The organism is Shewanella indica, from assembly GCF_002836975.1.
Taxonomy (GTDB): domain Bacteria; phylum Pseudomonadota; class Gammaproteobacteria; order Enterobacterales; family Shewanellaceae; genus Shewanella; species Shewanella indica.
Map to the genome: position 1 here is coordinate 42,945 of NZ_NIJK01000028.1, position 15,398 is coordinate 58,342.

The window sequence follows — 15,398 nt, forward strand, 5'->3', positions numbered from 1 at the left end:
GCTTTTTTTTACATTTAGTGATCAAATATGTGTCGCCTTCCTGAACCAAGAATAACCGTAAAAACAGCACAAGCTAATATTTAACCTTATGATTTATTTATAATTAAAAAGCATAAGACTGTGCGTTATATTTTATAAATCTTCGAAGGAATCAATTCTGCAGACCGATGGCAATCCACTTTTTCCAAACGATTACCATCCAGGGGAAGCCAGTTTCGCTACAAACTCATTCGCCCTATTCACTGGTCAAAGAATCAATTGGCAACCGGGGCTTATTCCAGTTGTTACGTAATAGTGTTTTGTGAGTTTGGATGGATCCGCTACCTATATGTAGTATGAAAAACAAAAACCCCGGGTATCATCCCGGGGTTCATTCTTTGAAGCTAACTTAATTCATCCAAAGATGAAGTGTGTCATTAGAACTTCATGCTGGCACGAACGAAGAAGTAGCGGCCCAACATATCATAGGTATAAGGGTCGGTATTCGAGTCGTTATTACCAGTGTAGTACGGAGGCTCTTTGTCAAACAAGTTGTTAACACCGCCGGATACACGGATGCGGTCGGTGATATCGTAAGAACCTGACAGGTCATGGTAAACCACGCTGTCTACTGAAGGCGCGTAGCAGCTGCCATCATTTTTCTTACAAGCAAACGAGTCCATACCGTCGATGTAGCGAGCTTCATAAGTGACAGTCCAATCATCACCGGCAGCGGTAATGTTCAGGTTGCTCTTAAACTTGGCATAAGCACCCACGCCACCTGTAATATAGCCACGATAGTCAACTGCATTACCATCCGGGTCAAACTCTTCATACTCACTCAGGATAGAGCTGTCCCAGCCGGCCTTCCAGTCCAGACCGAAGGCATCGAATACGTAGGCAACGTTGATGTCGTAACCTGAGGTATTGGTAGCTCCTATGTTCTGCAAACCGTTGTCGAACTTGATACGACCGCTATTGTCGAGTTCAATGTTGGAAGACTGACACAGCGCAGTGCCTGTGTTGATCTTGTTACCACCGGCATCCAGACACTGGTTGGCAATATAGTTGTTGTCAACTGAAGTGATAGTGTTGGAGATCTCGATGTCATAGTAATCGACGGTCAGAGACAGACCTTCTACAAAGCTTGGTGAATACACCAGACCCAGAGTAGTGATATCAGCTTCTTCAGGAGTCAGCATTTCGTTACCACCAACAGTCACTTCAGCCTGATCCTGATCGGTAGCAGGGTGAACTATCTGCTCGAATGATGGTGACTTACCACCATACAGTTCATATACAGTTGGGGCACGGAAGGCTGTGGACATACCACCGCGGATCATCAGGTCATCATAAACACGCCAGGTCAGACCCAGTTTCCAGGTAGTATCATCACCGAAAGTGCTGTAATCGAAGTAACGCATAGCGGCGCTCAGATCCACTTGCTGCGCCAAAGGCAGCTCACTCAGCAGTGGGATTGCCAATTCTGCGTAAAATTCATTAACACTGAAGTCACCGGAGGTTGGCTCTACGCGAGGATCGTTTGCCAAGCCCTGGGAAGTCAGGGAATCCGGAGTATAATGAGCAGCCTCTTTACGATGCTCGTAACCCGCTGCAAAGCCCATTATACCGGCAGGCAGTTCAAACAAATCTCCGGACAGAGTCGCTGCAATAATATCCAACTCGCTGCCACCGCTGTTCACTTCGGTATATATGTATGGCTTGATGCTCTCACCTTCCCATGATGATTGCAGGAAAGGATCGAAAGTGCCCTCAAGAACCGCAGCGTTGATGGAGCCCAAGTTGTGCAGGTTAGCCAGAGTATCGGTTGAGTCGTTCTTACCTTTGTTGTAAGAAGCATCCCAGGTCCAGCCGTTTTCAAACTCACCTTCCAAGCCGACAACGATACGAATAGTGTCTACTACTTGGTCAAAGTCACGGGTACCGGACTCAACCATGCGACGGCCATAAGCCAGTGCTTCACCGGGTTGAACCCAAGGCAGCAGTTCATCGGTCATCCAGCCACCGGCTGACTTAGGATTGTAAACCCAAGCAGAGTTGTTCCAGATTGGCTGAGGCGCCATCTGCTGATTGGACCAGCGCTTGGAGTACATGGCTTCGGTGAAGAAACGAATCGATTCGGTCAGTTCATAAGTACCCGCCATGGACAGGTTCAAACGCTCCATTGGCGTCGACAGGTAACTGTCCTTGGCGTAGTTGTATCTGTCGGCATCGCTGAACTCATGATAAGTTCCACCCAAGCCGCTCAGATCCGCCTCAGACATGCCATCAAAGTATTGGAACTTAGGCTTGCCCTCACCGTTATCAACATATTCACCATAGTAGCCCTTGTCACCTATGGCATAAGCGCCTTCTGGTCCTGTGCCCACGATACCAAAGTTGTTGTCACCCCAGATGTGACCGCCTTGAGAATAGCTACTACCGCCGCAGTACAGGCTACGCTCACCCTTTGGACCTGTCTCCGCAATGGGGCACTTTGAGAAATCACGGTCAGCCTGGCTGGCATCACCACGCTTGGTGTATTGAGCATTAACAACGACATTACCTTTCTCAAAGGTGTTACCCAGTGTCATGTCGATGCTGGACTCGTCAGCGTCACCTTCACCGGAAAGGCCTGTTTGAACGTTGATTTCAAAGCCGTCGAAATCTCTTTTCAGAATGATGTTAACCACACCGGCAATCGCATCGGTACCATAAATGGCAGAAGCGCCATCTTTCAGTACTTCGACACGCTGGATCATAGATACCGGAATGGTGTTAAGGTCAACAGAAGATGCCGCACCGGTACCGGATGCAATCATACGGCGACCATTCACCAGAACCAGAGTGCGGTTATCACCCAAACCACGCAAGTTAATGCGCGAGTTACCGCCTGAGCCATTGTTGATACCGGCGTTGGTCATGGCACCACCGGCTGAGGTCATTTTTTGCAGAACGTCGTCAATATTCACTGCGCCTGACGCTATGATAGATGAAGCATCGATCACACTGACAGGGCTTGCGGTTTCCATATCGGTGCGCTTGATACGAGAGCCTGTAACCTGAATACGCTCTACATTGTCAGCACCTTCTTCGGCCGCCAAAACGGTTGGAGCGCTAAAAGCAGTCGCTGCAACACCACCAACCAATGCCAGACGCACTGCGTTGGTTAACGAATTATTCTTATACATACTTATCTCCCTTTCGACATCTTGTGTCTTGGTAACGGATCCAAATGCTTTGTCCGGATCCTTTAGTTGTTTGCAGGTATACACGAGTGACCAGCAACAATTTCACGCAAATAAAATCACATAACAAACATTTTATCAACATTTGAAACATTAATATTGCACATAAAACCAACAACAAAAGAGAGATAAGATTATTTCATTGAGTATGAATATAGTGTCTCTTACAGCAGTAACAGCTTATCTTAACCAGAATATCGTTATGTAAGACCATGAAGTAAATGGAGTTTATCAAAACCCGTCCCCACTCACCCAAACGTAACAAACCCGTTACACATCTCTTTCTGGTAAGCTGTGCCAACACTTTTTTTTCCAATAAAAAAGCGCCTTTCGGCGCTTTTTTAAACAGTTCTATTAACAATCAAAGGGTGTAACGAATACCAATAGCGATGCCATCATCCTCTGATAATGACATTCTGGCTTCTTGCGCTTTGTCGGCACTGGTAAAGTCGCTGTAATCTTTACGTGCTTCAACATAGAGAACCGTATTCAGATCCCAAACAAAGTGTAAACCTACAACCACAAACTGACGCTTGAACACATCGTTAGGATCGGCATTAAAGTTTGGTTGAATAACGTAGTCTTTCCCTGCATCCAGAATGTTATAAGACACAAAAGAACGTAGACCATTATCAAACTTGTAAGAAACTAAAGTTTCAACACCATAGGCATCTTTAATCAAGCGGCCGATGTTATCAGTATCATGGTTTTCTTCTTTGTGAACGTTTGCGGCAACATATAAGCCATTCTGGTCAAAATCACCCCAAGTCGCGCCCACACCATAGATTAAATCAACAGCTGTTTTTTGCTCACCTGTACCATAGACCACATCAAACTCACCACGGTTAACACCCGCCATTAAGCTGAATTTATCAGTAGCCTTGTAGGTCAAAGATGCACCATAGGTGTAATCGTAAGTAACTTGTTGCGCTTCTTTCTTACCTGCATTCCATTCTGCTTCACAGGCACTCTCAGTGATGTTTTCGATGTCGCAGGTATAGAAACTGCTATTTTTTAATTGTGCCTGGACCGCAAAGCTCACATCTCCGATGCTGTTACGGTATTGAACGACTTTATCACCACGACCAACACCGTTTACCGCGCCATCGTCTTTGTTGAAAGTGTATACACCAGCAGCATTACCATCCCATACAAAACCGTAGTTAGTGTTGTATACCACGTCATACCAAGCACCCCATTGTTTACCAATAGTAATAGTGCCATATTTATCATGGCTAATGCCTGCATAGCCCAGACGGTTGTAGAAGAACTCATCCTGCACCGATTCGAAGCGGTTGTTATAAACAATGTCGCTGCTGCCAACAGGGTTCACGCCCCATTCCAATTTGGCAAATGTGTTCCAACCGTGGGTTAACTCACGGCTAAAACCAAAATTAATCCTGGAAGCACCATTGACAACTTCCGTTTCACCCTGAGTATTGATTACTCGGACATCAACGAAACCGCCGATTGAGACTGCATTTTTCTGATCTTTGTAGATTTCAATAGCTTGAACCGATGGAACGGCCAAGAGTCCTGCCAGGACGGATGCGATGAGAGTCTTGTTCATTTGTTGTAACCTTAAGTGTTTTCAGTCTGCCTACCCCATTCCGTTGTTTTATTTCCTTCCAAGGGGAGCGAAGATTAGCAAAAGCTCAGTAAAGCGGCAAAGACAAAAATCACATTTTTTATTACTTTTGCCTTAAAAAAAACCATAAAGGCCGTAAAAATCCAGAAATAAAACCAACCATTAACTTTGTTAGCTTTTTGAAACAATTTTGGTATTAGATTAAACTCAACTGTCCCGTGCTGATAGAGGTAAAACTTTCTTTCATTATAGAAAGTATTGGATCGGCTATCGGCTTGATTTGTCTTTCAATATAGTAGTTATAATCAATGGCTGAACGTCTGAGGGAAACAGCTTCGGGGCCATTGATTGTGATCAGGTAGTCTATCCGGGTGCCCAAACGACCATAACGCGGATCACAGGTCTGCTCCAACAATTGTCTGGCCGCCTTGACATGGGGTGACGCCTTGGCCTGATAAGCATCCAATTTACGCCTTAGTCGCTTGGAGAAAATAAGCTCGTTATCATAATCGCCGCGTTTAAGCGCTTCTATTTCCGTAGCCAGAAAGCCCACCACATCCAAGCCATTGAACATACGCCGGTACAGCTCGTATTGAATCCGTCTGGCCAGAGGACTCCAATCACTGCGAACCTGCTCCATGCCTTTGAAAATAATATCCAATTGACCTTGACTATTGCGACTGGCACCGACATAGCGCTTTTTGGAGCCTTCTTCTGAATCCCTGAGAGTGGGCATCAGAAACTGTTCATAATGACGCTCAAACTCGAGTTCCAAATGACTTTGCAACTGAAAATCATCCGCCAAATGCTGTTGCCACTTGGCGGTTATCCTGGCGGCCAACTCTCTGCCGAAGGCTTGCGGCTCTGTGATGTCATGCTGTTGTCCCAGCCAAACAAATGTGGAATCTGTGTCGCCATAGATGACACTCATGCCTTCGTCCTCAATCCAACGTTTGGTCTGCTGCATTATCTCATGACCGCGCATAGTAATTGAGCTTGCCAACCGGGCATCGTGAAACACACAGCCCCGAGACCCCAGCACCCCATAAAGCGAATTCATGATGATCTTGATTGCCTGAGACAAAGGCGCATTGGCTTGGGCCTTGGCACTTTCCCGCTCTTGGGCCAACTTGGCGATAAGCGTTGGCAAGATAGCTTGTTTGCGGCTGAATCTGGCCCCGAGAAAGCCGGGTACTGTCTCGGCTTCGGGCTCACCCATACCCTGTACCAACCCCATGGGATCGATCAAAAAAGTGCGAATAATAGAAGGGTATAGACTCTTGAAGTCCAGTACCAGGATGTCCCGGTAAAGGCCCGGAATGGAGTCCATCACATAGCCGCCGGGGCTTTCCAGGCCATCACTGGCCGGTGCTGCCGGCGCCACAAATCCACCGCGGTGCAAGTGTGGCAGGTAGAGATGATTGAACGCCGCCACCGAAGCCCCTACCCGGCCAAACTCCAACCCGGTCAGCTGCGCCCGGGCCAGGGCAAAATTCAATAGATCGGTTTTATCGAAAATATCCAGCACCAGACGGCAATCGGTCAGATTGTAGTGGGCCAAGGCCAATTTATCCTCTTGAAAGAGCTGGCTTATCTCTTGGCCGCGATCTTCAACTTGATCTATCGCCTTGCCCTCACTCAAGAGTGCGCGGGAGACAAACTCGAGCGAATAGCGCTCAAACTGATAGAAGGCGGCCTTGAGCCAGTCTATGCCGTCCAATACCACTCTCCCGGGCAAAGAGAGGGTTTCCGGCCGATACTTGCCTTCCACCAACCAGGACATGGGCACGCCTCCGCGCCCAAGCCGTGCTTCAATACCATGATGGGCGTAGCGTCGGCTCAGCAGTGCCAGGTCAAAATTGACAACCGACCAACCTATGATAATGTCCGGGTCCCAGAGACAAAACCAGTCAATCAAAGCCTGCAACAAGGCTGCTTCATCCCTGACCCAGTGGATATAGTCTGGCCCGTCCTGGGCTTGACCTATCATGTACACGCGCTGAAACAGTGCTCCATTGCGGTCACGACCGTAGAGTCCGACGGAATAGAGCTCGCCCTGCATGCTGCATTCAAGATCGAGGGAAATAACAGCCAAACCTACATTGTTCAGCGAGGCTTTCCTGGCGCGGCTGGCAACAAACCGTGTCAGTGCGCCGCTTTCCTCGCTGAAATAACCGTAAAACTCGGCATCGAGCGCAATAAAGCGCTCAATCAAGAAACGCTGCTGGGGTTTAAGATCGGCTTCATACAAGGGCATTCCCTGATCCTGGGCCTGCTTTTGCAGTAACCGCATCTGTTGCCGACTGCGACTGTAAAGCGCCGCAACCTTCTCTTTAGCGAAGTTTCTCAGCGCCAGCGGCTGGGTCCGTACCTGGCTTAAACTTTGACATAAAGCCGCCGCATCCTTCTCTTTGGCAAAGCAAATCTGCTCCTGTCCCGGCACCTCAACCAACACAGGCCCCTGCTCGGTGGCCAGATAGTATTGCAGGCATAACCCCTCGTCTCTCTGAACCAGATGACGGGTAAGAATACGGCCTTTCAGGGTTTGCGGCGTGTTTTGGGGCATGAGTCGGGACAATCGTGTTTTAGAGGTTTATTAGCATAAGAAATTACTGGTATTATATACAGGATAATTTTCCAGAACCGAGTCTCATGCTAGCAGCCCATGTAAAGACCCAGATCCGCGAGATCTACAAGGACATTGCCTCCGCACTGCCCAACTTCCGTTCCCGCCGGGAGCAGAATTATATGGTGGCGGAGATCTCCAAGACACTTGCCGGTGAATACGACAAGCAGCGGCGCATCATGGTGATTGAAGCGGGCACAGGTATAGGTAAATCCCTGGCCTATATTCTGGGAACCATACCTCTGGCGCTGGCCAGCAAGAAAAAAGTCTGTATCGCCACCGCCACTGTGGCGCTGCAGGAGCAGTTGCTGCATAAAGATCTGCCGTTTTTTCTGCAACACTCCAAACTCAATTTCCGTTACGGTCTGGTCAAAGGGCGCCAGCGTTACGTGTGCCTGGCCAAGCTTGAGATGTTGGTAGGTGACGGCAACGGCAGCCAGATGGCCATGTGGCAAACCAAGCCGGATACCTCACAGGTTGAGCAGTTGCAGGCTTTGCTCAAAGACTATCAGGATGGCCGCTGGAATGGTGAACTTGATACCCTCAAAACGCCGCTGCCGGACCACCTGTGGCAACAGATAGCCTGTGACAAACACAGCTGTCATCGCCAACTGGCCAGTCACAGCCACTGCCCCTTCCACAAGGCCCGCGAAGATATTGATACCTGGGATGTGCTTATTGCCAACCATAGTTTGTTACTGGCCGACCTTGAACTGGGTGGCGGTGTGATTCTGCCGGATCCGGAAGAAGTCTATTACGTTATCGACGAAGCCCATCACCTGCCGAATGTAGCCAGGGATTTCTCCAGCGCCCAGGCTACGCTCAGAGGGGCCTGTGATTGGCTGGAGAAAGTCAGCAAGACCACGGCCAAACTGCAAAACCAAATAAAGAGCAACAATATTATTGCCCCGGCGCAGGCGATGCTGGATCGCATCGAAGAATTAACCGGCCTGCTGAATCAGGTTGCCCACTACTGTGATACCCAGCCCAAACTCTTTGCCAACCCGGAAAACCGCCTGCGGTTCGAACATGGCAAGCTGCCGGACGCCCTGTTGATTCAGGCAGAAAACTTGGCCACGGCCTCCAACGATGCCCTCAAGCAATTCAATAAGATGCAGGCTATCCTCAGCGAAAGCGTCAAGGATGGTGAATTACCAAGGCATCAGGCCGAAGCCCTATTGAGTGAAACCGGCTTTATGATGCAGCGCCTGGAAAACCTGCAAAAGCTCTGGAAAATGATGGCCAAGGAGGACAGCCCCAAAGGTGCCCCCACCGCCCGCTGGATTGAAGCCCTCAGCGGCAAGCAGCAGGACTACCTTTTCAGTGCATCGCCAATCGAAGTCGGCTATATGCTGGAACATATGTTGTGGGAAAAAGCTGCCGGTGTCGTGCTATGTAGCGCCACCCTCAGAGCGCTGAACCGCTTTGAGCATTTTGCCTATCAGGTTGGCCTGTCACTCAATGATGGCAGTCGCTACCTGGCGCTGCAGTCGCCTTTCGATTTTGAGAACAACGCCACTCTCTACCTGCCGAAAATGCGCACCGAGCCAACCGAAGACGCCTACACAGAAGAACTCGCCAGCCAGATAAAGCAGTTGGTAGAGGGTGAAATGGCCACTCTGGTGCTGTTTGCCTCCTACTGGCAGATGGAAAAGGTAGCCGATTTACTGCGCAACAAATTGGTATCCGAACCGCTGATCCAGGGCAGTGCCCCACGCCAGCACTTGCTCGAGCAACATAAGCAAAAATGTGACAAAGGTGAGCCCAGCATTATCTTTGGTACCGGCAGTTTTTCCGAGGGTCTCGACCTTCCCGGCGACTACCTGACTAACCTGATAGTAACCAAGCTGCCGTTTGCCGTGCCAACCTCGCCGGTAGAGCAGGCCCACGCAGAATATGTCAAAATGAAAGGCGGTAACCCGTTTTTACAATTGACTATTCCGGATGCGTCACGGAAACTCATCCAGAGTTGCGGCCGCCTGTTGCGAAAAGAGCAGGACTATGGCCGAATAACCATATTAGACAGGCGTTTGGTAACCAAAAGATACGGGTCGTCGCTGCTTGATGCCCTGCCGCCTTACCGTCGCGTTATCGAATGATGCGCTCAATCAGGATGTAAAGTGGATATTCTGCTCGAACCCAGCAGTTGGGCCATATTGGCCGCAGTCGGCCTGCTGGCCGGATTTATTGATGCCGTAGTCGGTGGTGGCGGTCTACTGTCCATTCCCGCCTTGCTGACAGTGGGCATGCCACCTCATCTGGCGCTGGGGACCAATAAACTGGCTGCCTGCTTCGGCTCCTCCATGGCGGCATTTACCTATTACCGCAAGCAGTTGCTGACCCCCAAGTTCTGGCTGTTCGCCTTTATTGCTACTGCCATAGGCGCCGTTATCGGCAGTATTGCCGTTTATCTCATCGACACCCGTTGGCTGGAAAAAATTCTGCCACTGCTTATTATCGCCATCGCGTTCTATTCGCTGTTTTCACCCGGAGCCATGGGCTGCAGCCAATGTAAACCCGTCACCGAAACGCCGGCCAAGCATAAACAGATACTTCAAGGGCTGGGGCTTGGCGCCTACGACGGCTTTGCCGGCCCGGGCATTGGCGCCTTTTGGGCCGTCAGCTCGACCGCGCTGTACCGCCTGCCCTTCCTGCACAGCAGTGCCTTGGCAAGGGCAATGACTTTTGTCAGCAATATCACGGCATTGATGATTTTCTTGCTGCTAGGTAAAGTGCACCTTTTGGTAGGCGTGGTGATGGGCTTGTGTATGATGCTGGGTTCTTATATCGGCGCCCACTCGGCTATCCGCTTCGGAATGCCGTTTATCAGGCCACTCTTTATTGCTATTGTGGTACTTATCGCCGCTAATCTAGCCTGGAGTGCCTGGTTTTGAACACCAATCAACTGGTACAACGTCTGCGGGAACAGCTCAGGCAGTTGGAGCAAGAAGTGCTGCAACATGATGCCTCTTTGCCAGCGGCACAGCGCAAACTACTGCAGGATACTGAACGCTTCAACAGCGAGTTGTTTATTCAGCATGGTGCCCAACTCTATCCCTGTGTGGAACAGCTGCACAAGAGCATAGATCAGTTGGAAAAACAGTTACGCCATCAGTTGGCCCAACACACTATCGCCTTAAGCTGCGAACGCATTCAGGACAGGTTTGTCGCCCTGAAACGGGCCTTGGGAACCACAGGTCTCAACGCCAGGATCCAAAAGCTGCAGCAGACCAGTAAGCGGCAAAGCTACCAACAACGTCAGGGCCGCCGACACCAGGAAAGTGGTTTTGGCTGGATAGCCGCGGGTGTTATGCAAAACAGCCATCAATTGTACGAAGAGCTGAACAAACATCTGAACTGGGCCAAAAAAATAGAACAAAAGATTGAACAATTGCAATCAAAGCTTGAAAACTGTCATAGTACTGACAAAATCCCCGTCCAGAATGACATCCTTTTGATGCATCGCCGCCTCGGTAAGTGCAGGCAGGCGATCAGCTATATTGAAGATCGCATTCAGGCATTCGAACGTCCGCATCAGAGTTACAATCGTTAAGGAGCAACAATGAAACTACGCTTGACCGCCTCGGCCATACTGGCCCTGCTCAGCACTTCCTCGGTATTTGCGGCCAATCTGACCATCCCTATGTCTTTTGAATATCTGGCTCTGGATGGCAAAGAAATTGAAACCAGCAACTTCAACCACAAATCTGAGCTGGCACTATCCGAAGGTGTCCACAAGATTGCTATTCGTTATCATGACATGGTCGATGATGAGTTTTCCGACAGTCAGAGCTTCGTTAAATCTTCTCCTTTCATTCTGACCCTGAAAGCCGAAGGCGACAACGAGTACATCCTTAAGCCTGCCGATGGTGACTACGTCAAGAAGCCCAAAGAGTTTGCCAAAACTCCCAAGGTCGTCATTACCCGCGCCGATAAGGGCCAGGTCAACTACCAGGTGGAACTGACTCAACTGAAAGAAACCAGTTTCCTGTCACAGCTATTCAATGGCAACAAGGGGCCAGATGTTGAAACCGCTGCTGCAGCCGTAACCTCAGGCAACATGGCCGCCAACCAACCTGTGGCACCTGTATCCCAGCCATCACCTGTCAGTGCCATGACAATGCCAGCGGCTTCCAAGGCCGGTAGCCAAGGGGGTGACAGTGCCGCCCATGCCCAGCAAATGCTGCAATACTGGTGGTTACAGGCCGATGAAGCAACTCGCAAAGAGTTCATGAGCTGGGCCATCAAACAGCTCTGATAAATGATCCCTTTGGTGTATCACGCCAGCTACTCCAAACTGGCGTTACCATCCCGGCACAGATTTCCCATCAGCAAATATCAACGCCTGTTTGAGTATCTGTGCCAAACTCCTTTTTCCGGGCAATTTAGCCTCTGCTCCCCAAAACCTGTAAAACAAATCGCTCTTGCCTCTGTGCATTGTCCTCAATATGTTGCCGGGTTTATTCACAACCAACTAGATCCCAAGGCAATGCGCCGCATAGGGTTTCCCTGGAGCGAGCATCTGCTGGCTCGGACACTGCACTCGGTCGCAGGCACCGAGCTTGCGGCACGAAAAGCACTTGAGCACGGCATAGCGCTGCATATCAGCGGCGGTTACCATCACGCTCACCAGGACTTTGGCAGCGGTTACTGTGTTTTCAACGATCTAGTCTACAGTGCCAGACGCATGATAAACCAAGGGCTGGCAGACAAGGTTCTGATTATCGACTGCGACGTCCATCAAGGTGACGGCACAGCCACCATGACAGCCGGCGATGCGAACATCATCAGCTGCTCAATACACTGCCGGCAAAACTTCCCTACCCGGAAGGCAGACTCTCACTATGATATCGAGCTTGAAAACGGCGCTGGTGATGACGAGTACCTCTCAACGCTGGAGCAGATACTGCCTTTGCTGATCTTGACTCATAGACCGGATCTCATTCTTTATGACGCCGGAGTCGATGTACATGCTGAAGATGAACTCGGCTTGTTGCGGCTCAGCCTTGAGGGCATATCCCGGCGGGATATGAGCGTATTGGGTCATGCCAGAGAAGCGGCAATACCAATAGCCTGTGTCACGGGAGGCGGATACTGCAAAGACCCTCTACAATTAACACTCAGACACAGTCAATTATTTCGCGCCGCGACTACGCTGTATCGCTAAAGGCTACGAACCAATTGTTACCAACCAAACCGAACACAGCAAAGAACTTTGGGAGCGTCACCTATGCAGCTGGAAATCCGCAACTACTACGAAGTGATGTTAATGGAAATCCTCGCTGAAGAGGGGTTGATGGATGAGCTGCCAACCGACTATGTGGCCGATCTGGCTTGTATCACGCTCAATCAACTACCAGTGCGCTACATTCACCATCTGGTGGACACCTATTTCTACGGCGACTATCAAGAACAAGATAGAATGCGCAACGAAATCTACCAGGCATTAGAGAAGTCACGGGCGTTTTTGAAATCCAAACTACCCCCGAAACTGGAAACCGATCAGCAAGCGCAGGGGTAACACAGGCATCTGCAATCAAGGAAGGTGCATTTCCTGAATCCAGGGCTCACCAAGAGAGCTTATATCTCTTGCGAACTGTGCTTCTGGAAAGTACATTTCCACCATCGCTCCGGGCCAGCTATTAACCCGATAAAAGTATCATCATAAAAAATCAGGACATCCTAAACATTTTACGGACCACCTGGAAGCATACCTTGCGGTCTCAATCTCTTATAAATGACGATGAATTATTCGAAGTAGACTCTCTGAGACGAGTAATCTGCGTGCTTCATACAAAAACAGCGGTTGCCAGGCGTGCTTGCAGCAGACTTAAGCCTGTTGCTGCAAAATCACCAAGGGTTTAAGGTTAATGGGGATGTATTGCTTGGCTTTGTTGCTTACCCCGGCACCATTTACCACCATATTTGGCCTTCATGGCACACATTGCATCCCATCGACCACTCACGCCACTGTACTGACGGCGAAACTCCTTGGCAGAAAAAAAATCAGGACATCCTAAACATTTTACGGACCACCTGGAAGCATACCTAGCGGTCTCAATCTCTTATAAATGACGATGAATTATTAGAAGTAGACTCTCTGAAACGAGTAATCTGCGTGCTTCATGCAAGAACTGCGATTGCCAGGCAGGCCAACGGCAGGCTTAAGCCTGTTTATGCAAAATCACCAAGGGGTTAAGGTTAATGGGGATGTATTGCTTGGCTTTGTTGCTTACCCCGGCACCATTTACCGCCATATTTGGCCTTCATGGCACACATTGCATCCCATCGGCCACTCATGCCACTGTACTGACGGCGAAACTCCTTGGCGGAAGTTATCCAGGCATCGTCACTGATACCAAGCTCAAGCAGCAGTTTGGGCCTCGAACAGGCAATATAGCCACGCTTGTCTTCCCGCACCGCCCGGCCTGTCCAATCAATCAGCTCCAGATAGTCGGCAAAGTGAAATGGGATACCGCTTTGTTCGGTGGCAGTGGCTGCACCATCAAATTGCAGCAGCGGCTTAAGTGAAGTGTTAGCAGTTGCTGGCTCAGCAACTTCTTCTATGCGCTCCTGAATGGATGTGTAATCAGAAGTTTGCAGCGAATCTGCAATACCTGCGCGAATGGGATTTAAATCCACGTACATCATGCAGGCCAGCAGCGCCTGTTCATCGAGCAGCGCCTGTGACTTAAAGCGCCCTTCCCAGAATACGCCCTTGCAACCATCTTCTCGATTGGCCTTGCGGGCGATATCTTCGTTTAAACAGCGCATAAACCAACTGATACTGCCAAGGCGTTCCTGCCAATCGCTAATCAGCGAATCCAGCAGTATTCGCTCACCTTCTGAGAGACTATCGCCCTTGAGGAACTTTGCCGCCACAGGATTACCACTAAAAAGCAATGTCCAACGCTCGATGACTTCAAATGGCGACAACGAATGTTGCGCTGCAAGGTCGATTTTGAGCACCAAATGGTAGTGATTACTCATGACCGCATAAGCGCAAACGTCGATGCAGAATATTGACGACAACTGCCTGATTTTATCCACTATCCAGCCACGTCTATGCTCGTAACTGCGCCCCGACAGTGCATCTTCACCACACAAAAATGCCCTTCTCACGCAACGGTTAATCACGTGGTAAAAGGGCGTACTTTCAGCATCTATCAACTGGCGACGGGCAGTGGTCATAACCAACCTCGACTGAGCTTTGATGGGTATTTCAAAGCCTAGTCAAGGCTGGGCGAAACATCAAAAAGATATGGCTGTCCTGTATTCTGTTTATCTTCGGCCTCGGTCACCCGCCAGAGCCAGTATACGGTATCGGCGACTTTTTCGGGGGCCGACCAGTTGATGCCATCCAGCGAGTGCCACATCAAAGACTGCAGCGGCGCCTTGCCATGTTTGGAGGCTGCGCCAAAAAGCCATAAACGGCCGGCATGGGCGAGCAATTTGCCGTCACGCAGATCGCCAAGCTCACTTTGAATAAGCGCCTCGGCCTGCCAGCTTTGGCCATCGTCGCTGGATTTAAGCACTCTCAGCGCACCATCATCAGACACATGGGCTTGGCCCTCCCGAAAGACGCAGTAGAGCGCCCCCTGCCAGCGGCATAGATCGCAAAAGGCGTTGTGTTCGCCTTGGTCCCAAATTTTTGTGTGTGAGATCAGCTGCATGCCTTGGCTCCCTGAGTTGCTGTTCCTTTATCTTATACCATGACTGAACTGCGCCAAGGTAAGTGAACTTTTTACGGTAAAAAGTGATGGCAAAAAACTTTGGTAAAAAGCTATGGCAAAAACTACGCAAAAACTATGGCAAAAAAGCAGCGAGAAACAGTGGCAAAAAGCTAAGAAAACGAGCAACAAAAAAGGCCGCCGCGGCGTAATGCCGTTCACTTAGTGTGAACGGCATTTTTCTTAGGCTTAATGGGATACTTGTTTTTACTCATTTTTAACGCACG

The 15,398-nt window shown here is 49.6% G+C and carries 11 protein-coding genes; 6 read left to right on the forward strand and 5 right to left on the reverse strand.

Annotation, left to right across the window (positions count from 1 at the left end):
• Positions 1 to 416: 416 nt before the first annotated feature.
• The 3 genes from CX650_RS08905 to CX650_RS08915 all read right to left on the reverse strand — a co-directional run bounded on the left by CX650_RS08905 (position 417) and on the right by CX650_RS08915 (position 7,381).
• The gene (locus CX650_RS08905) at positions 417 to 3,170 is read right to left on the reverse strand and encodes a TonB-dependent receptor (protein ID WP_101053414.1); all 2,754 of its coding nucleotides are present in this window, start codon (positions 3,168 to 3,170) and stop codon (positions 417 to 419) included.
• Positions 3,171 to 3,588: 418 nt separating this feature from the next.
• Complete coding sequence (locus tag CX650_RS08910) at positions 3,589 to 4,797, reverse strand: porin (protein ID WP_039035597.1); 1,209 nt, start codon at positions 4,795 to 4,797, stop codon at positions 3,589 to 3,591.
• 214 nt (positions 4,798 to 5,011) lie between these two features.
• A complete protein-coding gene (locus tag CX650_RS08915; RefSeq protein ID WP_101095612.1) occupies positions 5,012 to 7,381 on the reverse strand; it encodes a DNA polymerase II in 2,370 nt (789 codons plus the stop codon).
• A gap of 86 nt (positions 7,382 to 7,467) precedes the next feature.
• Between CX650_RS08915 and dinG the strand changes: the two genes are divergently transcribed.
• The 6 genes from dinG to CX650_RS08945 all read left to right on the forward strand — a co-directional run bounded on the left by dinG (position 7,468) and on the right by CX650_RS08945 (position 12,962).
• A complete protein-coding gene (gene dinG / locus CX650_RS08920) occupies positions 7,468 to 9,540 on the forward strand; it encodes an ATP-dependent DNA helicase DinG (protein WP_039035595.1) in 2,073 nt (690 codons plus the stop codon).
• 21 nt (positions 9,541 to 9,561) lie between these two features.
• Positions 9,562 to 10,335 carry a TSUP family transporter gene (locus CX650_RS08925; protein ID WP_039035594.1) on the forward strand — a complete coding sequence of 258 codons (774 nt, stop codon included), beginning with the start codon at positions 9,562 to 9,564 and terminating at the stop codon, positions 10,333 to 10,335.
• A complete protein-coding gene (locus tag CX650_RS08930; protein ID WP_039035593.1) occupies positions 10,332 to 10,994 on the forward strand; it encodes a primosomal replication protein in 663 nt (220 codons plus the stop codon). Before CX650_RS08925 ends, CX650_RS08930 begins: the two co-directional genes overlap by 4 nt.
• A 9-nt stretch (positions 10,995 to 11,003) precedes the next feature.
• The gene (locus CX650_RS08935) at positions 11,004 to 11,699 is read left to right on the forward strand and encodes a DUF2057 domain-containing protein (protein WP_071476156.1); all 696 of its coding nucleotides are present in this window, start codon (positions 11,004 to 11,006) and stop codon (positions 11,697 to 11,699) included.
• A 3-nt stretch (positions 11,700 to 11,702) separates the two neighbouring features.
• Positions 11,703 to 12,608 carry a histone deacetylase family protein gene (locus CX650_RS08940; protein WP_071476155.1) on the forward strand — a complete coding sequence of 302 codons (906 nt, stop codon included), beginning with the start codon at positions 11,703 to 11,705 and terminating at the stop codon, positions 12,606 to 12,608.
• A 63-nt stretch (positions 12,609 to 12,671) separates the two neighbouring features.
• Entirely contained in the window at positions 12,672 to 12,962 is a 291-nt protein-coding gene (locus CX650_RS08945) for a late competence development ComFB family protein (RefSeq protein WP_039036194.1), read from the forward strand.
• A 680-nt stretch (positions 12,963 to 13,642) separates the two neighbouring features.
• Here CX650_RS08945 and CX650_RS08955 read toward each other — a convergent pair.
• A complete protein-coding gene (locus tag CX650_RS08955; RefSeq protein ID WP_101095613.1) occupies positions 13,643 to 14,632 on the reverse strand; it encodes a transposase in 990 nt (329 codons plus the stop codon).
• Positions 14,633 to 14,670: 38 nt separating this feature from the next.
• Positions 14,671 to 15,114, reverse strand: a complete 444-nt coding sequence (locus CX650_RS08960) for a sialidase family protein (protein ID WP_101095614.1) — start codon at positions 15,112 to 15,114, stop codon at positions 14,671 to 14,673.
• Positions 15,115 to 15,398: the final 284 nt, after the last annotated feature.

Coding starts and splice junctions, on each gene's coding strand:
- CX650_RS08905 (WP_101053414.1), bottom strand. CDS start 3,170: ATGTATAAGAATAATTCGTTAACCAACGCAGTGCGTCTGGCATTGGTT.
- CX650_RS08910 (WP_039035597.1), bottom strand. CDS start 4,797: ATGAACAAGACTCTCATCGCATCCGTCCTGGCAGGACTCTTGGCCGTT.
- CX650_RS08915 (WP_101095612.1), bottom strand. CDS start 7,381: ATGCCCCAAAACACGCCGCAAACCCTGAAAGGCCGTATTCTTACCCGT.
- dinG (WP_039035595.1), top strand. CDS start 7,468: ATGCTAGCAGCCCATGTAAAGACCCAGATCCGCGAGATCTACAAGGAC.
- CX650_RS08935 (WP_071476156.1), top strand. CDS start 11,004: ATGAAACTACGCTTGACCGCCTCGGCCATACTGGCCCTGCTCAGCACT.
- CX650_RS08940 (WP_071476155.1), top strand. CDS start 11,703: ATGATCCCTTTGGTGTATCACGCCAGCTACTCCAAACTGGCGTTACCA.
- CX650_RS08945 (WP_039036194.1), top strand. CDS start 12,672: ATGCAGCTGGAAATCCGCAACTACTACGAAGTGATGTTAATGGAAATC.
- CX650_RS08955 (WP_101095613.1), bottom strand. CDS start 14,632: ATGACCACTGCCCGTCGCCAGTTGATAGATGCTGAAAGTACGCCCTTT.
- CX650_RS08960 (WP_101095614.1), bottom strand. CDS start 15,114: ATGCAGCTGATCTCACACACAAAAATTTGGGACCAAGGCGAACACAAC.